Genomic DNA, 24,325 nt, shown 5'->3' on the forward strand with positions numbered 1-24,325 from the left:
GCCCTTCGTTAGAAAATGAAGGACTAGTTTTTTTTGTCTTTTTTTGCATTATTTTGCATTTGTTTGCAAAATAATGCAAAAGATGCTATCTTTACTTAGAAGAGGTGAGGAAGCATGTTGATTGAAGAACGTTTAGCCAAGATTCAAAAAATAGTGAATAAACAAAAAAGTATTTCCATGGAAGCGTTAGCGGAGCAAGTCTCCGTTTCAAAAGATACTATTCGGCGAGATTTAATTCGTTTAGAAAAGGAAGGACATTTAAAGAGAACGCACGGTGGCGCTATCTCAGTTCAGTCTGAAGCAACTATTTACGATTATGCTCAACGAATAATGAAGCATCCAGAGAAAAAACAAGCGATTGCCCAAAAAGTTTGGGCAAATATTCCCAAACAAGCGTCCATTTTTTTTGATTCATCAACCACGGTGGAAGCAGCTATTCGAGCGATGGAAAATAGTCCGATTCACGCGATCACGAACTCTCTCAGTCATGCGCTACTTCTAGCGCAAATGGATCAGACAAAAATTACAGTATTACCTGGGCAACTGCATAAACAACAACTCTTTTTGTTTGGGGCAGAAACAGTCGCTAAGGTTGGGGAATTTGCCCCCGACTATACATTATTAGGTGTGTTTGCGTTATCTGAACAAGGATTATTTATTCACACAGAAGAAGAAGGTCAAGTCAAACGGCGAATGATTCAACAAGGCAAACAAGTCATTGCCTTAGCAGACCAAACGAAATTAAACAAAACGGGTTTATTTAAAATTTGCGAATTAACAGAAATTGATTGTTTAGTGACAGATACACGACCTGATGAAAAATTCTGTGAGCAATTAGCGCAAGCAGGCGTAACGTTGATTGTCGCAGATGAATAATGGAGGATAATAATGAAGCGAAAAATTAATTATACACATATTGCTGAACCTACTGTTTTTGAGAATGTTTTTCCAACGTATTTGACGAATGAAACGATGATGGCGCGTAAGCAGAAAGTATTACAACGAATGGAAACAGAAAAATTCGATCAATTGGTCTTCTATGCAGACAAAGAGCATGGCAGTAATTTTGAATACTTAACTGGCTTTATTCCGAGGTTTGAAGAAGGACTCCTTGTGTTAAATAAGGATGGTGCGACGACACTTATTTTAGGCAATGAAAATTTAAAACTGTGCCAACATGCCCGCATCTCAGCCGATTTAATTCATTATCCAGCTTTTTCGCTACCGAATCAACCAATGGCTGGGGAACAAAAGTTGTCGCAGATTTTTGAAACGCTTCTCGATGAAACTGCTCAAAAAATAGGTATCGTTGGTTGGAAAATGTTTACGACACAACAGCAAGAACCCGCTACGATGTTTGATGTGCCACATTTTATTGTCGAAGCACTGAAAAAAGCGCTGCCGAAAGAAGCTCGTTTACTAAATGGGACCCACTTATTGATTGGAGCAAAGGGGGCCCGCACAACAAATAATGCCAACGAATTGGCGCACTATGAATATGGGGCGAATTTGGCTTCTCGCAGTATGTTAAAGGCCTTAAATGCAATTGAAGTAGGACAGCGTGAAACGGACATTGGGGCTTTGTTAAATGATGAAGGTCAAACGCCGACGGTAGTAACCATTGCGGCAACTGGTCAACGTTTTGAATATGCAAACATGTATCCGACTGCCAAAGAAATTCAGTTAGGTGATGCCTTATCATTAACTACAGGCTACAAAGGCGGCTTGTCTAGCCGAACAGGTTTTGTTATTGAAAACGAGCAGCAATTGCCAGAAGCGCAACGTGATTATTTAGAGCGCGTAGCAAAACCCTATTTTCAAGCTGTCGTTCACTGGCTTGAAACCATTCGAATCGGACTGTTAGGGCGAGAAATGTACCAAGCGATTGAAGAACAGTTACCAAAAGAAATCTATCACTGGCATTTGAATCCTGGGCATTTAGTTTCGGATGATGAATGGATGTCGTCGCCTATTTATCCAGATTCAGCCATTCGCTTGGAAAGTGGCATGCTCTTTCAAGTGGATATTATTCCTTCTGTACCTGGTTATACAGGGGTGAGTGCAGAAGAATGTGTGGCTTTGGCTGATGAAACATTGCAAAAAGAGATTCAGCAAACTTATCCAGACATGTGGCAACGGATTGCGACACGCAAAGCCTATTTAAAAGAGACATTGAAGATTGACTTACCAACGGAGGTTTTACCAATGTCTAATTTAGTTGGTTACTTACGGCCTTTTTATTTAGCTAAAGACAAAGCTTTGTGTGTAGAAAAACCAGCGCTTAAATGAATAGGCTCCTTTTTTTGAGTTTCTTTTGGGTCTTATTTATAATCAATATAGCGAAGGAAGAACACCAGAAGAGAGGCGTGATGGTAAATGCACTATCCTGAACATCTGAAAAAAGCAGTTTTAGCTAAAGCGAAAGACTTACCATTAGAAGGTTTTGTGGAAGGGCAAGGCCCGCAACAGCCAAAAGTGATGCTGATTGGGGAAGCCCCTGGAAAAGAAGAAATTAAAGAAAATGTGCCATTTATTGGTCGTTCAGGTCAATTGTTGATGGAACAATTACAACAAGTTGGCTTAAGTCGTGAAACGGTGTATATCACCAGTGCGGTTAGGAGTCGGCCTTTTTCTGTAAAAACGAAGCAGATTGCAAAAACGGGAGAAAGAGTAACCAAATTTCCTAATCGAACGCCAACCAAAGAAGAAATCAAAATTTTTGCGCCTTTGCTTGATTGGGAAATCGCTGTTTGCCAACCTGAACTAATTTTGACACTGGGGAATATTGGGTTGCAACGACTTTTAGGACCAAAGCCAACAATCACTGCAGTGCACGGAACGGTCATTCAGTCGCCCATTCAAACATTTGATGAGCAATCACAAAACTATCATTGGACGCAGAAAACCTATCAAATCATTCCACTCTTCCATCCAGCGGCTGTCTTTTATAATTATCGTTTAAAAGAAGTCGTGAAAGAAGATTGGCAAGTGGTTCAAAAACAACTGCAACTGCTTAAGAAAGTTTAAAATGAGAAAAATAGAAGGATGGTTGTTTTTTCGAAGAGAGAATGCTACCCTAGAAGTATCAATAAATAGACAGATTATTTAATCGCTGGGTTGAATAATTGAAGGATTCTGATTTTTGCGTAAGCCTTGAAGCAAAAAGAATGAGTCCTTTTTTTGTTAGAAGGAGATTTGGGTATGGAGCAAACACAGCAAAACCATTTTACTGCGTTGTTTTATAAAAATGTTCTGTTAGGAATTTTAAGTATGGCGGCGCAATCAATTTTTATTTTGGCGGACACATTTTTCATTGCAAATGGGATCGGCACCGAGGCGTTGGCGGGGCTTAACATTGTCTTACCACTCGTTAATATTATTAATGGATTAGGTTGGATGTTTGGCGTTGGCGGCGCTACGTTGTTTTCGACCACGGTTGCGCAAAAAGAAATCAAAAAAGCCAATCAGTATTTTAGTTTAACGATTGGGTTAGTTTTCGTTATAGGGAGTCTCTTTACTTTAGCGAGCTTGATTTTTTCCGATCAAATTATTCGGGGACTTCAGGGGACCGGTGTCTTGTTTGGTTTGGCAAAGGAATATTATATGATTTACCTTAGCTGTTCATTATTATTTATTTTAAACAATTGCCTGATTACTTTTTTAAGAAATGACCATAATCCTCGTTTGGCAACGATTGCTTTTGTCAGTGGGGGAATTGTCAATATTATTTTGGATTATGTCTTTATTTATCAATTTGGGTGGGGCATGGCAGGCGCGGCCATTGCAACGGTGATGTCACCGTTAACAAGCTTAATCCTGATTACGTTGCATAAGTGGTCGCCGCAACGAGTTTTACGTTTTGAAAAGTTTAAAGTGAAATTTCAGGATGTTCGAGAAATTATGTCGATTGGTTTTTCTTCCTTTTTAAATGAATTTTCTTCGGCCTTTGTCATGTTTTTATTTAATATTGTTTTGTTAAACTTAGTTGGTCATGTGGCGATTTCAGCTTATGCGATTGTTGCCAATCTCAATATTATTGTGATTGCCATTTTTACAGGGATTGGGCAAGGGGCGCAACCATTACTCAGCCGATACTATGGTTTAGGGGAAACGAAGGTGTTGCGTAAATTTGTTAAACTTAGCTTTATTACGTACTTGGTCGCCGGCTTCCTGTTCTTTTTAATCAGTCAAGTGTTTACGGGACAAATTATTGAGGTCTTTAATAGCGAAGGGAACGACCAGTTGGCGCAAATTGCTAGGACAGCCATCCGCTTATATGCGATTTCCTTCTTGTTTACAGGATTGAATTTTATGGGGATTTATTACTTTTCGGCAGTTCGTAAACCGAAAATGGCGCTAATGATTTCCTCTTTGCGTGGGTTCTTTTTAATTGTGCCAGTTTTATTTATTTTGGTGAAATTACTAGGATTAACCGGTGTTTGGCTAGCCATGCCCGTAGTTGAATTTGTTACGTTTGGACTAATGCTTGTGGGCTACTTTGCGTATCGAAACTATTTGAAAAAAAGAGAAGCAGTAACCTGATGTTGGTTACTGCTTCTTTTTTGCTTAGTTTACATAGCTTTCAGTTAAAGTCATGAATTGTTCCACATCTTTTAGGACTTGATCAATGCCGGCTTGCCAGAAATCAGGTTTTGTTAAGTCAACATTTAAATGTTTTTTCGCTAATTCTTCGCTTGTCATCGAAGCAGTGTCTCTTAATAACGCAATGTATTGGTCTTCAAAAGAGCTGCCTTGTTGATTAGCATACGCATAGATACCCATGCTGAATAGATAGCCAAAAGTATATGGGAAATTATAGAAAGGCACATCATCAATAAAGAAGTGCAATTTGCTCGCCCAGAAATGAGGATGATAACTGCCAAGACTATCTTTGTAGCTTTCTTTTTGCGCCGCTAACATTAATTCAGTAATATCTTCTTCCGCTACTAAACCTTTTTGGCGCGCTTGATAAAAATTATTTTCAAAGATAAAACGCGCATGAATGTTCATAAACATGGCAATGGCATTTTGCATTTTTGTGTCTAAAAGGTTAATCTTTTCAACGTCTGATTTGGCCTCTTTTAAGGTGGCGTCAGCAACAATCAATTCTGCAAAGGTACTAGCTGTTTCTGCTACGTTCATGGCATACTCTCGATTCAATGAAGGTAAATCCCACATCACGCTACTATGGAAAGCGTGACCTAATTCATGGGCTAAAGTAGCTACTTCGTTGATTGAATTGCCAAAGGTCATGAAAATCCGCGACTCTTGTGTTTCAGGTAATTCTGTACAATAACCCCCAGGACGTTTGCCTGGACGATCTTCAGCTTCAATCCAACTTTTTTCAAAAGCCATTTGGGCAAAATTAGCCATTTTCGGACTGAATTTACGGAAATTTTCTAAAATAAAGGCAGCGGCTTGATCAAAGGAATACGTTTTTTCTTCTAAATTACCTAAAATAATTGGTGCATCTTGGTCTTGCCAATCCATTTTTTCTTTGCCGAATAATTGCGCTTTGCGCGTTAGAAAGTCGACGAATGGTTGTTTATTTTTTTGGATGGTTTCCCACATAACCGTTAATGTTTCTTGACTCATTCGATTATAGTTTAAGGGATTTTCTAAATAATCTGTAGTGCCATGCAATTTGTAATCAGATAAACGGAACCCATCTAAGTGATTTAGGGTATCTGCTAAAATTGAAGCTTTGCCACTCCAAGCTTTCTCCCAAGCTGTAAACAAACGTTGACGAACCTCTTTGTCAGGATCTCCCATCATGCGGTTAAAGGCTTGGCCTGCAGATAGTTCTGTCACAGAGCCATCTTTTTCTTCAAAAGGAATCACAATGGAAGCAACAATCGTATCGTAATGTGTACTCCAAGCATTTAACCCATCTAGAGAAAGCGTATTGATGATATTTTCTTCTTGTTCGGAAAGCAGTTTTTTTCCATCACGGCGTAATTCATTTAAGCGAAAAGCCATTGTTTTGAACGGTTCTTCGGCTAACAGGGCTTGCCAATGTTCTGCTGAAATCTCGGTGATTTTTTTAGTAAAAATGGTTTCAGCTAATTGAATCGCTGGCAACAGATTGTATAAATCGCCTGATAAAATTTTGGCCTTGGTATCATTAGTATTAGCAGAAATTAAAGCAGTTAAAAAACTATTACATTGTGAAAAGCCATTTGAGATTTTCCCTTGTAACGTTAAGATTTCAGCAAATTGTTCTTTGCCTTGGGCACTTTCTGGTGTCCATTCTGTGATTAATTGATGGTACTCTTTTGTCTGTTCGGTTAATTGAGTCATTCGTTGGCTAAGTTCTTTGGACTCGCTCCCATTGGGGAAAATACTGTCTAAATCCCATGTAATAGAATAGGTCATATCCAATCCTTCTTTCATTTTTTTCTTTTCAGTATATCATAAGACCTAAGAGAAGTTGTTTCTTTTTCCCTCGAAACCGACTATAATAAAAAAGAATTTTCCGTGGCAGGCACGGGGTAACTTGAAACCAAGAAAAGAGGATTATATGAAAAATTATTTGAAAGATAGTAATTTATATTTAGTCATTGCGTTTGTTATTATGGCCATTTTATTTTTCAGTTCATCACAGACGTATGAACAGCAATCACAAGTTGGTCTTTTAGATAAACTTCTGAGCAGTCATCCTTTTGAAGAACAATTAAAAAACATTTCTTTTCAATATGCTGGCAGTGAAGTGAGCATTCAAGCTAGTGGTTATAGTAAATTTGTTGAATTTTTTATTCGTAAGGGAGCCCATTTTGGTACGTATTTTCTATTAGGTGGTAGTTGGTTCATTGGATTAGTGCCAAGAATCAAAGGTCTGTTTTTAACAGCTGTTGTTTCCTGGCTAGCTGCTACTGGCTATGCAGGTTTAGATGAATTTCATCAAATGATCACAGGCGGAAGGACCCCTCTTTTTCAAGATGTTATGTTGGATGCCATGGGTGCTTTGACAGCCATCGTTATTTGTTTGGTGGTTCATGGTTTGAAGAAAAATAAAAAAAGAAGACGCTAATTTAGAAGAGCTTCGTTTATTCGTCAGAAAGATGGATAAGCGAGGGTCTTTTTTTGGTAGCGCTTGTTCCTAACTGAAAAGAAGAGTAGAATAAAGGAGAATAGTAACGAAAAGTCAGGAGGAATCAAGGATGTCAGGACACAGCAAATGGAGCAACATTCAAGGGCGTAAAAATGCGCAAGATGCCAAACGTGGGAAAATTTTCCAAAAAGTTTCAAGGGAAATCTATATGGCGACAAAAGCAGGTGGCCCTGACCCCGCAATGAATCCTGCTTTACGTTTAGCAGTCGATAAAGCTAAGTCAGCCAATATGCCCAATGATAATATTGCGCGCGCCATAAAAAAAGCCAGTAGTGCTGGTGAAGGGGAACATTATGACGAGGTAACTTATGAAGGATACGGGCCAGGTGGCGTGGCAGTTTTAGTTCATGCACTAACAGATAACCGCAACCGAACGGCCACCAATGTTCGCGTCGCGTTTACTCGAAATGGTGGCTCTTTAGGTGAAACGGGTTCGGTGAATTATATGTTTGATCGTAAAGGCTATATTGTCATTAAGAGAGAAGATCATGCAATTGAGGAAGACGACATGCTAGAAGTCGTTTTGGAAGCAGGCGGCGAGGATTTAGAAACATCACCAGAAGTATTTGAAATTTACACAGCACCAGAAGATTTTACAGCGGTTCGCGATGCTTTAGAACAAGCAGGTTATTCATTAGCACAAGCTGAATTAACAATGGTTCCGCAAACCTTACTAACCTTGAACGAGGAACAAAAAGCGCAATTAGAGCGCTTGGTTGACAAGTTAGAAGACGATGATGATGTGTCAGAAGTATTTACCTCTGCAGAAAATCTATAAAATAAAGGGATGCTTGGCGTCCTTTTATTCATAAAATGAAAGCGGATACAGAATGGAGGGCATTTTGAAAAAGAGAATTTGTTTACAAGCAATCAGGGAAGAAGCGGAAGCCTATTATCGTAACGGTGATTTTTATTGCTCGGAAGCGATTGTGGCGACCATTCGGCAACACTTTGATGCGGAGATTCCCATTGAAGCTGTGGCCATGGCTTCTGGGTTTCCTGTAGGTGTTGGAGGAGCGAAGTGTATTTGTGGTGCTCTTTCAGGCGGGGTTATGTGTCTGGGCTACTTTTTTGGTCGGACAGAAGCCAAAGGAGAACAAGTAAATAAAACGATGACTTTAGCCAACGAATTGCATCAAAGTTTTCGACAAAAGCATCGAGTAGTTTGCTGCAGTATTTTGACAAGTAAAATGACGATGGGTTCACCTGAGCATATGGAACAATGCATTGGCTTTACTGGAGAAATCGCTGAAACAACCGCAAAAATTATTGCACGAGAACTTGCTTACGAATTAGTCTAGTAAAAAATGAGAGAGGAGCAACCAGATTCATTCACCTGAATCTGGTTGCTCCTCTCTCATTTAATGCGTAATCAATTAACCAAGTACTTTTTCATAAGCTTCCACTTGAGATAAGACACGTTGGAGCTGTAATTCATTTTCAATATAGTTGATTGAATTACCTAAATCTTCTTGGCGGTTTGTTTCTAAACGATCGACTTCTTTTTTTGCTTCGTTCAATAAGTGTAGAACTTCTTCCTTAGATAACATGTACTCACCTCCTTGCGCAGTTCATCTACTATTAGTGTACTCCTTTTTTTCAAAAAAGGGCAATAATAGGATATTAAAAAACAAAAATAGCGGTCCTAACCGCTATTTTTGTTTACTCATGGCGTTGTTGTGCTAAAATCGCTTCGATTCGTTCTCTTTGATCTGCCAAAAAGTGAGGCAAATAAAGGGGGATTTCATCAAAGTTTGAGCTTTGATTTTCATAGGCTTCGACATCTAGCAGGCCTTTTTGTGTGGCTACTTCAAATAATAAGTGGTTCGGTTCTCTAAAATACAATGATTTGAAAAATTCACGGTCTTTAATCCCTGAGTTTGTAAAATTCTTTTCATCCAACAGGCTGTCAACTTGCGTTAATTCTTGCGTATCTTCCACCCCAAAGGCGACGTGATGAACGCCACCAATCCCTTCAATGGCAAGCGGATTGGTACGGTCATCAATGATATGCACCTCTTGATAAAACTGTGGATGATGATTTTCCAGAACGGTTACTTCATGCGCAGTTTCAAAAAAAGGTACTGTTTCTTTTTCATGCCAATGTAAATAACCCACTAAAGGTTGTTTGGTAGCTGCGGCATATTGGACGCGTAATTGAATTGCATCAATGCCTAAAATTGCATGTTCTACTGGAATTTCGGAATGCTCAGCTGGAAAATAATCTTCCGCATTTTCAAATTCACGTAACGGAACAAGCGCCATTTGCGTATTATCGGGCGCTTCAAAACGCAAAATTGGGTGTTGGTTAAATGTTTCCACACCATAGTGGCAGATACCCGCTTGCTCAAGACGTTCTGCCCAAAAATCCAAAGAGGCGCGCGTTGGTACTTTTAAAATAGTTCGTTCAATTGTATTTGTCCCAAAGGATTGATCTTGGCCATCATTCAATTCAAAAAAAGTTAATTCGGTACCTGTTCGTTGCTCATTATCTGAGAAAAACAAGTGATACATGGTGTGGTCGTCTTGGTTGATCGTTTTCATTAGTAATTTTAATCCCAGTGTATTATGATAGAAGTCAAATGTAGGCTTTATCAATCGATTTAAAATAGAGATGTGATGAATTTGTGCATACATAGTAAAATTCCTTTCTTGGAGGTTTATTAAATGAAACAATTTTTTCAAAAAGGGTCGAAACCTAATCAATTAGTTGTCGCTTTCCATGGTACTGGTGGCAATGAATATCAATTATTAACCACCATCGCAACCCTTTATCCAGAAGCGAGTGTTCTAAGTTACTTAGGGACAGAAGGTGTAGGCGAACAGCGACGCTTTTTTGCGCCATTAGTCAATGGAGCATTACCTCGTGCTAACTTTGATGAGCGAGTGACGGCGTTTCTAGAAGAAGTTTGGCAACCGCAAAAGTTATACGATGAAGTTATTTTTATAGGGTACTCTAACGGTGCCAATTTTATTTTAGGCCTGTTAGAAAAGAACCCGACTATTGCTAACACTGTTATTTTACTGCATCCAAGCAATTTAGGCTATCAATATGTATCTGGTGAGTTTGCGACAAAAGTGATTGTCACAACAGGGGCTCAGGATGAGTTGAGTATTCCGGGACAAGTTCTTTCTTTAGCTAACCAATTAAAGAAACATTTTCCAGTCGACTTTTTACTAGTGGATGGCGGTCATGGCTTATCAGAAGAAGAAGTAACGAAAATAAAAGAAATTCTTTAAAAAACAAGCTGCAACCTTTGCTGATAAGTGGTTGCAGCTTGTTTTTTTCATGTGTGTTTAAATGATTTAGTTCTTTTTATTAATGAAAGCTTCCGTAAGGGCAAAGTCTCCTGCGTAAGGTTCATCTACGCCGTTTACTTTTTGATAAAGGTCGGCGCCTTTACCAGCTAAGACAATCGCATCATCAGCCGTTGTGCTTAAAGATAATGCGTGAGCAATTGCTTCGCCACGATCTAAAATGGTGTAAACAGGCATTTCTTTGGTAATATGGGCTTGAATTTCTTGGCAAATTTTTGCTGGATCTTCACTGGCTGGGTCATCGGTTGTTAGGACTGCAACATCAGCCAATTCAGAAAGAACCCTACCAAAGTCTTTGCGGCGAGAAATCGCTTTGTCTCCCGTACTACCGACAAGAACAATTAAGCGGCCGTCAGGATGTTCTTCACGGACAAAGGTTAAAAGATTCTTCAAACTGTCATAGTTATGAGCGTAATCAACATAGACGGTTGCACCGTTGGTATTCGTTAAAGATTCCATCCGGCCAGGGACGGTGGTTGCTGCGATCCCTTGTTGACACTCTTCTTTTGAAGCTCCCACAAGGACACTAGCAATCGCCGCACTTAACGCATTACCTTTGTTAAAATCACCACCTAAACGAAGGTGATAAGAGCCAGCCAATCCTAACGCATCTGCAGGACTTTCAACGATAAAACGTAAGGAATCCTCTGAAGAAACAGCGAATGAATAGTCAACTTCTGAAGCTGGCTGACTGCCATAGACAATGGCAGGGACTTTTTGCTGTTGTGCGGTTTCTTTAAGTAATGGAAAATAATCAGCTTCGTGATTCAACACAATGACTTTAGAATGTGTAATCAATTGACGTTTGCAATAAAAGTAATCGTCAAAGGTTGGATGTTCAATTGGACTGATATGGTCGGGGGTAATGTTTAAAAAAATGCCGACATCAAAAAATAACTTGTAGACACGATTAGTTTTGTAGGCTTGGGAAGAAACTTCCATAATAAAATGAGTCATCCCGTTAGCAACAGCGGTTGCCATCATTCGATACAAGTCCAAAGATTCGGGTGTAGTCAATGCAGATTTAAAGAATGTTTTGCCATCTAATGTCGAATTCATGGTAGAAAGCAAGGCTGTTTTTTGTTGTGTAGCAACATCTAAAATATATTTGGTGAAATAAGCCGCTGTTGTTTTACCTTTGGTTCCAGTAAAGCCAATCAGTTTTAATTTATTTTGTGGATAATCATAAAAAGCCATGCTTAACACAGCCATTGCTTTTTTAATGTCAGTCACGATAATTCCTAGTTGCGCCGGAACCTCATAAGGCACCTCAGAAACATAGATTTCTAGGCCGTCTTTTACAGCATTTTCTAAATAGATTTCTTTAAAGTTTAATCCTTTACAAAAAAAGAGTGTTTCTGCTGTTACGTCTCTCGAATCGTAAGAAAGAGCCGTTACTTCTCGTTGACCTAACGTGTCGGAAAGAGTCAAGTGCCAGCCTTCTGGTGAAATAAATTCTTTTAATAAATCTTCTTTTTCTAAGCAATCGCGAATTGCGAATAATGAAATCGTCACTTTTTTTGCCTCCAAACGTTTCAACGAAATTTCAAAACTGATGTCATTATAGCATTATTTTTCTTTTAAAAAAACCATCTCGTTAGCGTGAGAAAATCCATGAGAAATGTTAAAATAGGATAATTCTTCGAGAAAGTCGTTGCATATCCCAAGATGAACAATTAAAATAAAGAAAGCATACTCAAAGAATATTGGAGGACAAAATGATCAATCAACCAAATTCAGTTGATCAACCAATCCTGACGAACCAAGAAAAAATGGTCAAAGGCTCAGCTTGGATGACAGCTAGTAATATTATCTCCCGCATGTTAGGGGCGATTTACATCATCCCCTGGTACGCTTGGATGGGCGAGCACGGAAACGAAGCGAACAGTTTGTTTTCAATGGGGTATACGATTTATGCCTTATTCCTAATGATCTCTACCGCCGGAATTCCAGGTGCGATTGCCAAGCAGACCTCGCATTATAATTCATTGAACGAATATAAAATTAGTCGACAGCTTTTTTATCGTGCCTTACAACTAATGGGTGGCTTAGGTGTGGTTTTTGCTATTGTGATGTATTTGGCATCTCCGGCATTAGCAGCTTTGTCTGGCGGAGGTCCTGAATTAGTTCCAACAATGCGTTCATTAAGTTTAGCCGTTTTAGTTTTCCCAAGCATGAGTGTCATTCGCGGTTATTTCCAAGGAAATCAAGAAATGATGCCCTTTGCTTTATCACAAATTGTTGAACAAGTAGCACGAGTTTTTTACATGTTATTAACTGCTTTTATTATCATGAAAGTCTTTGAAGGTAATTACGTTACAGCGGTGACCCAAGCCACTTTTGCGGCATTTATTGGGATGCTCGCAAGTTTTGCGGTTTTAGGTTATTACATGTACAAACAAAAACCATTATTTGATTATTTAGAAGAACACAGCGCCAATGAACATGAAATTGCTCCAAAAGAGTTATTGATTGAAACTTTTAAAGAGGCGATTCCTTTTATCGTAGTTGGCTCAGGGGTAACGGTCTTTAAACTTGTCGATCAGTTTACTTTCTCAAACTTTATGCGTTTGTTTACGGATTATTCAGATACCCAATTACGAGAGCTTTTCGGTATTTTTAATGCCAATCCGGACAAATTAACCATGATTGTCGTGGCTTTAGCAACTTCGATTTCGGCTACTGGATTACCGTTGATTACAGAAGCGGTCACCTTAAAAAATCACCGTGAGTTAGCGCGTTTGATTAGTAATAATTTACAACTTTTTGTGTTTGTAATGTTGCCAGCAACGTTTGGTATGATTGTTTTAGCGCAACCACTATACACTGTTTTTTACATGCCAGATGCTTTAGGCACTTCTTTATTAGTGCAAGCTTGTTATGCTAGTTTATTCTTGGGCTTGTATATGTTAGTGTCAAATATGTTAATGGGGATGTATGAAAATCGTGACGCAATGCGTTATTTAGGAATTGGTTTAGCAGTGAAATTAATCGTGCAATTCCCCGCAATCCGTTTATTTGAAGTTTACGGTCCGTTATTAGCAACGATGATTGGCTTTACGGTTTCTTGCGTATTGATTCTAAGAAGAATTCGTCAAGTGACACGTTTTAATTACAAATTAACCTTACGGCGAACATTGTTAATGTTCTGTATTACAGTCATCATGATGATTATCGCTTTGATTTTCCGTCAGTTCTTGTATCTATTTTTAGATCCAACTAGACGTTTCCAAGCCTTCATTATCGTTGTAATTGTGGCTGCTGCAGGAGGCGCTTTTTATGGCTATTCGGTCTTGAAGATTCGCTTAGCTGATCGTTTATTAGGGAAAAATGCCGCAAAATTACGTGCAAAATTCAATATTAAATAATAGCTGATTGAACTCCTTTCAGCAGATTCTCTTAAGAGACAAGGCTTGAGACATCGATCGATTCGATTTATGTCCCAAGCTATTTTTTTAAAGGAAAGAGGAATGACGATGCGTTTAGATAAATTTTTAGCCGATGTTGGTATCGGTAGTCGTAAAGAAATCAAACAATTGTTAAAGAAAAAAGTCGTTACGGTGAATGGTGACGTCGTAAAAGAAGCCAAAACACAAGTAAATGAAGAAACAGATCAAATTGCCTTGATGGGAGAAATTCTTACGTATCAGAAATTCTTTTATTACATGTTGCATAAACCACAAGGTGTCATTTCTGCGACGGAAGATCAGCGAGATGAAACGGTAATTGACTTGTTAACTGATCAGGATTACCGTGCCGACTTGTTCCCAGTTGGTCGCTTGGATAAAGATACCGAAGGCTTGCTTCTGTTAACAAATGATGGTCAGTTAGCGCATCAATTATTATCACCCAAAAAGCATGTGGATAAAGAATATTTAGCTGAAGTTGAGGGACTTGTGACAGCGGAAGATTGTCAACTGTTTGCGCAAGGATTTGCCTTGAAAGATGGAGAAATGGTTAAACCAAGTCGTTTAGTCATTGAGACGATCAATGAGGAAGAAGGGACTTCCGTAGTCCGTTTAGTGATTCAAGAGGGGAAATTTCATCAAGTCAAACGGATGTTAGCCACTGTAGGCAAACCTGTGACGTATTTAAAACGATTACGAATGGGTGAACTATGGTTAGATGAAACGTTAGAACTAGGGGAATATCGGCCCTTAACAGAAGACGAATTGCAACAACTACAACCTAAACAATCATACCTCAATTAAAATAAACAAAAACCCAGCCCTTTCTGCGGAAAAGATAAAAAAATTCTCGAAAAATAGTGTCGGGTTTCTTTCTTTTTCTGCATAAAATGGTATGATTGACTATGTAGAACTTTATGAATAGGAGTGACAACAAATGACAATTGATTGGACAAAAGAAGTCGAAGCACGTAAAGACGACTTATTAGAAGATTTACAAAACTTATTACGGATCAACAGTGAACGTGATGATGCACAAGCAACACCTGAAGCGCCCTTTGGACCTGGGCCAGTTGCTGGCTTAAAACACATGTTAGCTTATGGTGAACGTGATGGCTTTACGGTGAAAAATGTCGACAATTACGCTGGACACATTGAATATGGTGAAGGCGACGAAACGTTAGGAATTTTTGGTCATATGGACGTTGTTCCTGCTGGTGATGGTTGGGAAACAGATCCTTATGAACCAGTCATTAAAGATGGCAAAATTTATGCACGTGGCGCAAGCGATGATAAAGGCCCAAGTATGGCTGCTTATTACGCAATGAAAATTATCAAAGAATTAGGCTTACCCGTGTCTAAAAAAATTCGTTTCGTAGTAGGAAGTGATGAAGAAAGCGGCTGGGGCGATATGGATTACTATTTCCAACATGAAGAAGCACCAGACTTCGGTTTCTCACCAGATGCTGAGTTCCCAATTATTAATGGGGAAAAAGGAAATGTGACTATTCGTTTAACTTTCCGAGGCGGTAACGGCGCTGATTATAAATTAGAAAGCTTCAAATCTGGTTTACGTGAAAACATGGTTCCGGGAACAGCAGATGCTGTTGTAACGGCTGCTTCAGCAGATGAAGCGGCTTCACTAGCTGCTAGCTTTGAAACATTCATCAAACAAGAAGCAAAAATTTCAGGTAACGCAGAACTTTCAGATAAAACAGTGACTTTCCATGTAGTTGGTAAAGGTGCTCACGGTGCTAGCCCACAATCTGGAATTAACGCAGCGACTTTCTTGGCAACTTTCTTAAATGATTACAGCTTTGCAGAAGGCGCATATAGCTTTATTAATACCATTGCTGAATTTATCCATGAAGATTTTTATGGCGAAAAATTAGGTGTGGCTTTTGAAGACGAAAAAATGGGTAAATTGACAATGAACGCTGGGATTGTTAACTTTGATCCAGAAAATCCTGAAAATAGCTTAGTAACATTAAACTTCCGCTATCCAAAAGGAACTTCAGCAGAAGAATTACAAGCAAAAGTTCAAGCAACAGTCGGTGAAACGGTCACTGCAACACAAGGAGATCGCAACCAAGAACCGCATTATGTGCCAGTTGATGATCCATTGGTGGCAACGTTACTACAAGTTTACGAAGACCATACAGGCGAAAAAGGCCAAGAACAAATCATTGGTGGCGGTACTTATGGCCGCTTATTAAAACGTGGTGTTGCCTATGGCGCAATGTTCCCTGGCTACACAGACACAATGCACCAAGCCAACGAATTTATGGAATTAGATGACTTATTCCGAGCAGCTGCTATTTATGCAGATGCGATTTATCGTTTAGCGAAGTAAAGTAAAAAAGCTGTTTTCGAAAATCGAAAACAGCTTTTTTTGCAATTTTTGCCTTTTAAAAACCCAAAATCAGAACCATCAATTTACTGAAAATTTCTTGCAAATCAAGGGATCCCACGATACGATAAATAGGAGAAAAGGCAATGAGTGAAACACTTATTGTTAACTATTTAATCAAAGGACGTGTGAAGATGAACGTAGAAGAATTAGTTCAAAAAGCAAAAGATTTAATTGGAGAAGGCAACGTGGAACATGCGCAACAATTCATTGAAGAACATAAAGATGAATTAGGCGAACACTATCATAAAATTACAGCGATGTTAGCTGATACAACGACCGATGGTTTGTTTGATAAAATTAAAGGATTGTTTCAATAGTTGAAAAAAATCTGAGATAAAAGTGTTTAGCTCCAAAAACCAAGTAGGTACGATGATTTCATCTGTTCATGCTTCACAGTGAAACATTGCAACTCTCGCCGTTTAACAGTTTTTGAGCGTGGAGCAAAAATCCAAAGTGATTTTTGTCCCACGCTCTTCTTTTTTTATTTAACTTTTAACCATTGTTTTGGCAACACATACGCAATTGGATTAAAAAGATAATCCGCTCCCCGTTTCACCACAGGCATATTCGTAATAGCTAAAATGAAGAGGGCTAAGAAGAAAAGTGCCAGGATTCGGAAAGTAAACCATTCTTTAAAGAGTGTGTCTAATTGCAAACCACTTTCCAACAGAATAATTAAGGGCATATGCAAGAGATAAGGGTAGAGGGTATCTTTTCCGAGGGCGCTTAAAGGTAACTTTCGTTTCGGCAATAATGCAAACCAAGAAAGAGACACCAATGCTGCAGCAACGTAAAAGAACAGCTGAATGAAACTACTGTATTCAAAGGCCGGACTAATTTCAGCGTAGGAAGCCCAACCAGTTAAGAAGCCCCAAAATTTCGTTGCCAATGACCATTGACTATTTACAAATAAAAAGGAGCTTAAAATTACGCCTATCGCTGCCCATTTGACTTTGCGATGATCTAAAAAGGTTTGCAGCTTTTGAATATCCATTAAGTAGCCACAATAAAAGAAAGGGAAGAAGCCCAGAGTCCGTCCTAAAGACAAGAAACCTTCCACAGGCAAATAGCCTGAGGCGCAGCCGATAACAATGATGATTGGCAACATGATTTTCGGCTGAACGCGCTGAAGAAAGATGGTAATTAAGTAGAAACTTGCTAAGGAAAGTAAGTACCAAGGAACGCCCGTTTCGTTCAGTAAATCAAAATTCATTTTATTTGCAAAGGCGAAATTAGCAAGCGTAATCAACAACTTCGCTAAGAGATAAAGCCAAACAAAGGAAAGTAAGCGTAGATATTTTCGTTGTTTAATTGCATGTTTACTAAAGAGTCCAGAGACAAAAATAAAGGCTGGCATATGGAATGAATAGATCCAAAAGTTGATTGTTTCCATGAGTCGTGAAGGAGAAGCTTCACGATCTAAAATATGCCCAAAAATCACTAAGAAAATTAAAAAAAGTTTCACGTTGTCCCATTTATAAATTCGCTTGTCGTTTTCCATAACGATCACTCCTTTTAGTAGAAAACAGTTCACTTTTGTTTAAGGCAGAAGAGGACAATTTTTCCATTCATTGAGTAGATAATTGTAGATACGAACCGGCAGCCGTTAAATGAGCCCCCACATACTTGCGCTTAAAACAAAAAATTAGGCAGGATGTTAGTCTTAAATTATACTGAAAGAGTGACGATCCTCCAAAGATTTTGTTTATTAAGAAGTGAAAGATGCGGTGAAAATAAATGATAAAATTTCAAAATGTTTCAAAAGTATATCAAGAAAATGCTGTTTTGTCCGATGTGAATTTAACAATCCAACAAGGCGAATTTTTTGTATTAGTAGGGCCGAGTGGTAGTGGAAAAACGACGACTTTGAAAATGATTAATCGGCTCATTGAGCCAACGACAGGTGAAGTGGCTCTCAATGAACAAGCGGTAACCAATTATCCTTTACGTGAATTACGACTAAAAATTGGCTATGTTCTTCAGCAAATTGCCTTATTTCCTAACTTAACCGTGGCGGAAAATATTGAGTTGATTCCTGAAATGAAAAAATGGCCCAAAGAGCAACGCAGAGAGCGAACCATTGAACTATTGAAAAAAGTTCAGCTGGATCCTGAGGAATATCTGCATCGTAAGCCAGCAGCGCTTTCAGGAGGCGAACAACAACGTATCGGGATTTTACGCGCCATTGCAGCCGAACCAGAAGTGATTTTAATGGATGAACCTTTTAGCGCGCTAGATCCGATTTCAAGACATCATCTTCAACGTTTGGTGAAAGAACTTCATCAGGAATTAGCGAGTACCATTGTTTTTGTGACCCATGATATGAATGAAGCTTTACTGTTAGGAGAGCGCATCTGTATTATGGACGCTGGCAAAATTATTCAAGTCGATACGCCAGAAGCCATTCAAAAACATCCGAAAAATAATTTTGTCGGTCAATTTTTCAAACAATCTTCGCCAGAACTAGCGAACTATTGTGGCGCTGACTTGACTGCATTTTTAGAAGCCGCAGATGAGACGATTGAGCCAGTGCCGACTGTTTTCATGGAAACCAATTTAAAAGAGATTGTCCAACTCATTAATGCGCAAGAGAAAGCAAATTTAGTAGAAAAACAACAAGTTTTAGGGTGTATCACCTCAAAAACGATTACTCGTTTTATGGAACAGCTGTTGGAAAGCGAGGAACAGTAGATGCAAGCACTGATTGAAACTTTTTTCGCTCGAAAAGAAGAATATCTGCAAGCGTTAATCGAGCATATGCAATTGTCCTTTATCTCGTTATTATTCGCTGCGTTGATTGCAATTCCTTTAGCCATTTATTTAACAAGTCATCGTAAGTTAGCGGAAAGTCTGTTACAAGTGACTGGGATTTTCCAAACCATCCCTTCTTTAGCCTTGCTAGGCTTACTGATTCCGTTAATTGGTATTGGTCGACCACCGGCAATTGTTGCGCTAGTGATTTATGCCTTATTCCCAATTTTACAAAACACCTATACTGGTTTGACGGAAATTGATCCTTCGTTAGAAGAAGCCGCAGAAGCATTTGGGATGAGTAAAAAAGAAAAACTGTTTAAGTTTGAGTTACAAATGGCATTACCATTTATTATTTCTGGGATTCGAACGGCTACCGTTTTAATTATTGGTACGGCCACGTTGGCGGCGTTAATTGGAGCAGGCGGTTTAGGGACCTTCATTTTATTAGGAATTGATCGAAATAATTTATCGTTGATTTTTATTGGAGCTCTTTCATCAGCTGCACTAGCAGTCTTATTTAATTATGGAATTCATTGGTTGGAAAAAGCGAATGGGCGGCGACTAATCATTGGTGGTACTATTTTAGGCCTTTTGTTAGGTGGTTCATTTTTCTGGAATCAACAAACTTCTTCAAAGGAAAAACAGCTGACAATTGCTGGCAAATTAGGAGCGGAACCAGATATTATTATTAATATGTATAAAGCCTTAATTGAAGAAAATAGCGACATTCAGGTGACGTTAAAGCCAAACTTTGGCAAGACTACTTTTTTATATAATGCCTTGAAATCAGATGAAATCGATCTTTATCCGGAATTTACAGGAACAGTGATCGAAACCTTTTTAAAAAATCCTCCTCAGCTAGACAATCAACCTCAAGTAGTCTATGAAGCGGCACGCGCTGGCTTGAAAAAACAAGAAAACCTTACTTTGTTGAAACCGATGCGCTATGAAAATACGTATGCCGTCGCAGTTAAACGCTCATTTGCAAAAGCGCATCAATTAAAAACGATTAGTGATTTACAGAAAATTAGCAATCAGTTGAAAGCAGGTTTTACGTTAGAATTTATTGATCGGCAAGATGGTTATAAGGGATTACAAGAAAAATATCATTTAAATCTGAATGTCCAATCGATGGAACCGGCGTTACGCTATCAAGCGATTAATAATGGTGAGGTAAATGTGATTGATGCTTATTCAACGGATAGTGAATTGAGACAATACGATTTAGTAACGTTAGAAGATGATCAAGCGCTATTTCCGCCTTATCAAGGAGCACCACTTATTAAAACAGCAACGTTGGAAAAATATCCAGAATTAGCAGAAATATTGAATAAATTGGCAGGAAAAATTAGCGAAGAAGAAATGAGTGAAATGAATTATCAAGTCAATGTGGAGGGGCAAGATCCTAGCATAGTGGCGAAAGACTATTTAAAAGAAAAGAATCTTCTTAAATAAGTATTTTTTACTGAAAAAGACTGGTATATAAACATTTATCCAGTCTTTTTCAGATAAATAAAGAGTTTAATGTGAAAAGTACCTGTATTTTTACTCATTTTTGGATATAATAAAAGAAATGAATGGAGAGGAGTGGTCTATATGAAAAAAGCAGAACGTCAACGTTTGATTAAACAATTAATTATGCAACAAGAAATTGAAACACAAGATGAATTAATCACTCGTTTGGAAGAACTTGGCGTCCGAGCCACTCAAGCGACTGTTTCAAGAGATATCCGTGAAATGAGTATTGTTAAAACACATGGTGCAGATGGTCGTGTCAAATATGCAATTTTTTCTCAAGCACAAGGCACAAGCAGTGAAGAGAAATTACGAGAATCAGTGAAAGATTCAGTTGTTCGAATGGAGCGAGTACAATTTATTGTCATCTTGCATACAGAGATGGGAAATGCCGATGTGGTGAGTAACTTTTTAGATGAAGTAGCTTATCCGGAAGTGGCGGGTACAGTGGCTGGTGCGGATACGATTATTGTGATTACACGTTCAGAAGAGGATGCGGAACACTTTATCGAACGCATCGAAAATATGATTTTTTAAAATTGAAAGCATCAATAGAAGGGAGTTTTTTTCTTGGTAGAATTGAAAGCGCTACAAAATGGTTCGGATATTCGGGGAATTGCTTTGGATACGGAAGAACAAACTGCAACATTAACCGTAACAGCAGTAGCTGAGATTGCGGTGGGCGTGGTTCGTTGGTTACAGGATAAAAAACAGCTGCCACGAAAGACACAACAGCGCCTGACAATTGCAATCGGACATGATAGTCGTCTAACGGCGGAGCCGATTAAGCAAGCATTAGTAGATACGTTTCTTTCATTAGGTATTCAGGTGATTGACGTTGGTTTAGCTACGACGCCTGCTATGTTTATGGCTACTCAATTTCCAACGCTTCAATGTGATGCAGCGATTATGATTACAGCTAGCCATTTGCCTTACTACTTTAATGGCTTGAAGTTCTTCACAGCAGAAGGTGGAGCAGAGAAAGAAGATATTCGGTATATTTTATCTCATACTGATCCGCTGACAGCCAATGAAAATGGCACACTGATGAAGCAAGAGTTACTGCCAATTTATGCGGAACATTTGGTGGCAAAAATCCGCCAAGGAATTCATTCGCTAGAAGAGAAACCTTTACAGGGCTTTCGAATTATCGTTGATGCGGGTAATGGGGCTGGGGGCTTCTTTGCGGAGCAGGTTCTTCAAGTTTTGGGCGCTGATACGACGGGATCACAGTTTTTAGAACCAGATGGGCATTTTCCTAATCATGTACCTAATCCAGATAATTCTGAAGCAATGAAAAGTATTCAAACAGCTGTTTTAGCTAATCAGGCAGATTTGGGCATTATTTTTGATACAGATGTAGATCGTTCGGCTGTGGTGGACCAATCAGGTGAGGTACTAAACCGAAATAATTTAATTGCTGTTTTAGCGGCAATTGTTTTAAAAGAAGCGCCTGGTAGTTATATTGTGACAAATTCGCCAACCTCAAGTCATTTAAAAACATTTATTGAAGAAAAAGGCGGCCAACAGATTCGTTATATTTCTGGTTACCGAAATGTCATTAATAAAATGATTGAATTGAATCATGGGGGCTTTCAGACACCGTTAGCCATTGAAACCAGTGGTCATGCAGCGTTTCAAGAAAACTACAATCTGGATGATGGTGCATATGTCGTGGCGAAAATTTTAATGTTGTTACCAGAATTGAAACAAAACAATCAAACGTTAGGAGATCTGATTGCTACATTGAAGCAACCGGCAGAAACCAACGAATTTCGCTTCAAAATTACTGCGGAGGATGTGACTTGTTATGGGCAACAAGTCTTGCGAGACTTTGAATTGTTTGTAGAAAATCAAGCAGACTTTGCTGTGGACCGTGAAAACCAAGAAGGTGTTCGGGGAAACGTGTCTGGTCAATATGGCAGTGGTTGGTTTTTGCTACGCTTAAGTCTGCATGAACCGTTGCTTGTTCTTCAGGTAGAGAATGACCAAAGCGATAAAAATGCGTGTGTCATCGAAAAAATTGCCACTTTTTTACAAAAATACGAGGAAATAGATAGTCAACAAATAGAAAAATAATCTAGGAAATTAAAGGTGTTCTTATGGAAAATGTCTTAAAAGGAAAACACGTTGGCTTTTCTCATTTTAGAGAAGAATATATCGAACATATTGCAAAGCAGCAATGGGATAATGAATTGCTTCGGCATTTGAGCTGGGATGCTTTACCTCCGTGGGGGCTTGAAGAATGGAAAGATTTCACAATTAATAAAGGAGAAGATGATCGATTTCTATTTGCTATTTTAGAAAATACGACAGAGGAATTTATTGGTTGGGTTTCGTTGTCTGATGTACAGTTGAAAAATAGAGGGGCCAATTTAGGGATTGCTATTTTACAAAAAGAGCAACGTGGTCAAGGATATGGCTTTGAGGCGGTGTCTTTAATTTGTAAATTTGCTTTTTATGAATTGGGTTTGCACAAAATCAGATTAGCTGTCAATAGTAACAATCAAAAAGCGATTCATGTTTATGAAAAAGTAGGCTTCAAAAAAGAAGGAATTGATAGAGAAGCGTTATTTCAAGATGGCCAATGGCTGGATATCTACAATTACGGAATTTTACAAAAAGAGTGGCTACAAATGATTAAGGCTGAGAGTTAGCTCAGGAACTGTTTAACACCAAGACACTGAGCAAACGCAGATATGCCGTTCTCAGCAGTGAATGTGCGGTAAAATAAAAAAAGCAGAAGAAATCGGCGGTTACCGTCCGATTTCTTCTGTTTTTTTACCATAGGCCAGGCGCTGCAGTCACAACGATTTGTTTTTTTGTAAACGGATGGAGTAAATGAAGTTGTGAAGCATGGAGCATTAAACGAGCTGCCTGCGATTTTGGGTTGTATAACGGATCACCAATAATTGGATGCCCTTCGCTAGCTAAATGGACCCGAATTTGGTGCGTCCGACCTGTTTCTAAAACACAGGTAACTGCGGTTTGATTGTTAGAAAGAGCTTGGACCACTTGGACATGTGTAATCGCTGAATCCCCTTTTTGAGGATCAATCCGTCGTTTCCGGCGATCATGTCGATCACGACCGATCGGCTGATTGATTGTCTGCTCTTTTTGGTTAAAGTGACCAGCTACAATCGCTTGATATTGGCGGTAAATTTGTTTTGTTTCTAATAAACGCCCTAAAATAGGTAAGACAAAAGGATTTTTAGCAAAGACAATCGCACCACTGGTTTCTTTATCTAATCGATGAACGACATAAGGGACCTGATTTTTCTCAGCTAAATAGGCAGCAACATGATTTAACAAGGTGTCTGTTTCCTGTGGCTGATTTGGATGGGTTTTAATGCCATAAGGTTTATTTACAATCATTAAATGTTCATCTTCATATAAAACCTTCACATGCGTTGCTTCCCCCAAATGAATAGTGGGACGTACATAATCGGTTTCTTCAAACGTTAAGGTGACACAATCGCCAGCTTGGACTGGAAAATGAAAAGCAGCTGTTTCTCCGTTGATTTTGACATTTTTTCGCGTGCGTAAAAAATGGCGCACTTTTCGAGGGACTAGCCACTCATTTTCTAATAGTTCTTTTACAGTCATTGTTGAAAAATTTTCAGGTAATCTCATTGAATATTCCACCAAATCCCACCTTTCACTGATTCGCTATTTAGTGTAACAAAGCTACTCAAAAGGTCAAGTCAGAACGGAAAAAAAGCTGAAATTTGTTAGAAAGGCAGTTCCTTGAGAGATTCTTAAACAAATTTACATAAAAAACGAAGAAAAGCATGATAGAATAGAGGC

The 24,325-nt window shown here is 38.8% G+C and carries 23 protein-coding genes; 17 read left to right on the plus strand and 6 right to left on the minus strand.

Annotation, left to right across the window (positions count from 1 at the left end):
- Positions 1 to 114 precede the first annotated feature (114 nt).
- From IGK54_RS02055 to IGK54_RS02070, 4 genes are all read left to right on the plus strand, one after another.
- A complete protein-coding gene (locus IGK54_RS02055) occupies positions 115 to 876 on the plus strand; it encodes a DeoR/GlpR family DNA-binding transcription regulator (RefSeq protein ID WP_010777401.1) in 762 nt (253 codons plus the stop codon).
- A gap of 12 nt (positions 877 to 888) precedes the next feature.
- Positions 889 to 2,289 (plus strand): M24 family metallopeptidase, encoded by a 1,401-nt coding sequence (locus tag IGK54_RS02060; protein WP_002389549.1) that lies wholly within the window; start codon positions 889 to 891, stop codon positions 2,287 to 2,289.
- An 87-nt stretch (positions 2,290 to 2,376) separates the two neighbouring features.
- On the plus strand, positions 2,377 to 3,027 hold the full coding sequence (locus IGK54_RS02065) for a uracil-DNA glycosylase (protein WP_002355481.1): 651 nt from the start codon (positions 2,377 to 2,379) through the stop codon (positions 3,025 to 3,027).
- A 174-nt stretch (positions 3,028 to 3,201) separates the two neighbouring features.
- On the plus strand, positions 3,202 to 4,542 hold the full coding sequence (locus tag IGK54_RS02070) for an MATE family efflux transporter (protein WP_010777402.1): 1,341 nt from the start codon (positions 3,202 to 3,204) through the stop codon (positions 4,540 to 4,542).
- A 24-nt stretch (positions 4,543 to 4,566) separates the two neighbouring features.
- On the opposite strand, the gene IGK54_RS02075 is transcribed toward IGK54_RS02070, so the two are convergent.
- The gene (locus tag IGK54_RS02075; protein WP_161796737.1) at positions 4,567 to 6,393 is read right to left on the minus strand and encodes a M3 family oligoendopeptidase; all 1,827 of its coding nucleotides are present in this window, start codon (positions 6,391 to 6,393) and stop codon (positions 4,567 to 4,569) included.
- Between the two features lie 127 nt (positions 6,394 to 6,520).
- On the opposite strand from IGK54_RS02075, the gene IGK54_RS02080 reads away from it, so the two are divergent.
- From IGK54_RS02080 to IGK54_RS02090, 3 genes are all read left to right on the plus strand, one after another.
- Positions 6,521 to 7,030: a VanZ family protein gene (locus tag IGK54_RS02080; RefSeq protein WP_002366143.1), complete on the plus strand. Its 510-nt coding sequence runs from the start codon at positions 6,521 to 6,523 to the stop codon at positions 7,028 to 7,030.
- A gap of 130 nt (positions 7,031 to 7,160) precedes the next feature.
- Entirely contained in the window at positions 7,161 to 7,889 is a 729-nt protein-coding gene (locus IGK54_RS02085) for a YebC/PmpR family DNA-binding transcriptional regulator (RefSeq protein ID WP_048737397.1), read from the plus strand.
- A 52-nt stretch (positions 7,890 to 7,941) separates the two neighbouring features.
- On the plus strand, positions 7,942 to 8,412 hold the full coding sequence (locus IGK54_RS02090) for a C-GCAxxG-C-C family protein (RefSeq protein ID WP_025189908.1): 471 nt from the start codon (positions 7,942 to 7,944) through the stop codon (positions 8,410 to 8,412).
- A 75-nt stretch (positions 8,413 to 8,487) separates the two neighbouring features.
- Here the strand turns inward: IGK54_RS02090 and IGK54_RS02095 are convergent, their stop codons facing one another.
- The gene (locus IGK54_RS02095) at positions 8,488 to 8,661 is read right to left on the minus strand and encodes a hypothetical protein (protein WP_002355495.1); all 174 of its coding nucleotides are present in this window, start codon (positions 8,659 to 8,661) and stop codon (positions 8,488 to 8,490) included.
- A 112-nt stretch (positions 8,662 to 8,773) separates the two neighbouring features.
- Entirely contained in the window at positions 8,774 to 9,748 is a 975-nt protein-coding gene (locus IGK54_RS02100) for a ring-cleaving dioxygenase (protein ID WP_430603147.1), read from the minus strand.
- A gap of 30 nt (positions 9,749 to 9,778) precedes the next feature.
- Between IGK54_RS02100 and IGK54_RS02105 the strand changes: the two genes are divergently transcribed.
- A complete protein-coding gene (locus tag IGK54_RS02105) occupies positions 9,779 to 10,351 on the plus strand; it encodes an alpha/beta hydrolase (RefSeq protein ID WP_002401236.1) in 573 nt (190 codons plus the stop codon).
- A gap of 66 nt (positions 10,352 to 10,417) precedes the next feature.
- Here the strand turns inward: IGK54_RS02105 and IGK54_RS02110 are convergent, their stop codons facing one another.
- Positions 10,418 to 11,944 carry a UDP-N-acetylmuramoyl-L-alanyl-D-glutamate--L-lysine ligase gene (locus IGK54_RS02110; protein ID WP_113848687.1) on the minus strand — a complete coding sequence of 509 codons (1,527 nt, stop codon included), beginning with the start codon at positions 11,942 to 11,944 and terminating at the stop codon, positions 10,418 to 10,420.
- Positions 11,945 to 12,147: 203 nt separating this feature from the next.
- Here IGK54_RS02110 and IGK54_RS02115 point away from each other — a divergent pair, with 203 nt between their 5' ends.
- The 4 genes from IGK54_RS02115 to IGK54_RS02130 all read left to right on the plus strand — a co-directional run bounded on the left by IGK54_RS02115 (position 12,148) and on the right by IGK54_RS02130 (position 16,566).
- The gene (locus IGK54_RS02115) at positions 12,148 to 13,797 is read left to right on the plus strand and encodes a putative polysaccharide biosynthesis protein (protein WP_002364837.1); all 1,650 of its coding nucleotides are present in this window, start codon (positions 12,148 to 12,150) and stop codon (positions 13,795 to 13,797) included.
- A gap of 108 nt (positions 13,798 to 13,905) precedes the next feature.
- Positions 13,906 to 14,640 (plus strand): pseudouridine synthase, encoded by a 735-nt coding sequence (locus tag IGK54_RS02120; RefSeq protein ID WP_010824393.1) that lies wholly within the window; start codon positions 13,906 to 13,908, stop codon positions 14,638 to 14,640.
- 133 nt (positions 14,641 to 14,773) lie between these two features.
- Complete coding sequence (gene pepV / locus IGK54_RS02125; RefSeq protein ID WP_002358655.1) at positions 14,774 to 16,189, plus strand: dipeptidase PepV; 1,416 nt, start codon at positions 14,774 to 14,776, stop codon at positions 16,187 to 16,189.
- 143 nt (positions 16,190 to 16,332) lie between these two features.
- On the plus strand, positions 16,333 to 16,566 hold the full coding sequence (locus IGK54_RS02130; protein ID WP_002355504.1) for a hypothetical protein: 234 nt from the start codon (positions 16,333 to 16,335) through the stop codon (positions 16,564 to 16,566).
- A gap of 164 nt (positions 16,567 to 16,730) precedes the next feature.
- Here the strand turns inward: IGK54_RS02130 and IGK54_RS02135 are convergent, their stop codons facing one another.
- On the minus strand, positions 16,731 to 17,750 hold the full coding sequence (locus IGK54_RS02135) for an acyltransferase family protein (RefSeq protein WP_002355505.1): 1,020 nt from the start codon (positions 17,748 to 17,750) through the stop codon (positions 16,731 to 16,733).
- Positions 17,751 to 17,986: 236 nt separating this feature from the next.
- Here IGK54_RS02135 and IGK54_RS02140 point away from each other — a divergent pair, with 236 nt between their 5' ends.
- The 5 genes from IGK54_RS02140 to IGK54_RS02160 all read left to right on the plus strand — a co-directional run bounded on the left by IGK54_RS02140 (position 17,987) and on the right by IGK54_RS02160 (position 23,175).
- Positions 17,987 to 18,940, plus strand: a complete 954-nt coding sequence (locus IGK54_RS02140) for an ABC transporter ATP-binding protein (RefSeq protein ID WP_002358670.1) — start codon at positions 17,987 to 17,989, stop codon at positions 18,938 to 18,940.
- Positions 18,941 to 20,458 (plus strand): ABC transporter permease/substrate-binding protein, encoded by a 1,518-nt coding sequence (locus IGK54_RS02145; protein WP_002355507.1) that lies wholly within the window; start codon positions 18,941 to 18,943, stop codon positions 20,456 to 20,458. It begins immediately after the preceding gene.
- Between the two features lie 141 nt (positions 20,459 to 20,599).
- Positions 20,600 to 21,055: an arginine repressor gene (gene argR / locus IGK54_RS02150; RefSeq protein ID WP_002355509.1), complete on the plus strand. Its 456-nt coding sequence runs from the start codon at positions 20,600 to 20,602 to the stop codon at positions 21,053 to 21,055.
- Between the two features lie 33 nt (positions 21,056 to 21,088).
- Positions 21,089 to 22,597 carry a phosphomannomutase/phosphoglucomutase gene (locus tag IGK54_RS02155; protein ID WP_142957294.1) on the plus strand — a complete coding sequence of 503 codons (1,509 nt, stop codon included), beginning with the start codon at positions 21,089 to 21,091 and terminating at the stop codon, positions 22,595 to 22,597.
- Positions 22,598 to 22,620: 23 nt separating this feature from the next.
- On the plus strand, positions 22,621 to 23,175 hold the full coding sequence (locus IGK54_RS02160) for a GNAT family N-acetyltransferase (RefSeq protein ID WP_142957296.1): 555 nt from the start codon (positions 22,621 to 22,623) through the stop codon (positions 23,173 to 23,175).
- A gap of 124 nt (positions 23,176 to 23,299) precedes the next feature.
- Here the strand turns inward: IGK54_RS02160 and IGK54_RS02165 are convergent, their stop codons facing one another.
- On the minus strand, positions 23,300 to 24,163 hold the full coding sequence (locus IGK54_RS02165) for an RluA family pseudouridine synthase (protein ID WP_002378018.1): 864 nt from the start codon (positions 24,161 to 24,163) through the stop codon (positions 23,300 to 23,302).
- Positions 24,164 to 24,325 lie beyond the last annotated feature (162 nt).

Origin of the sequence: Enterococcus sp. DIV2384, from assembly GCF_050534975.1 — a bacterium.
Lineage (GTDB): Bacteria > Bacillota > Bacilli > Lactobacillales > Enterococcaceae > Enterococcus > Enterococcus faecalis.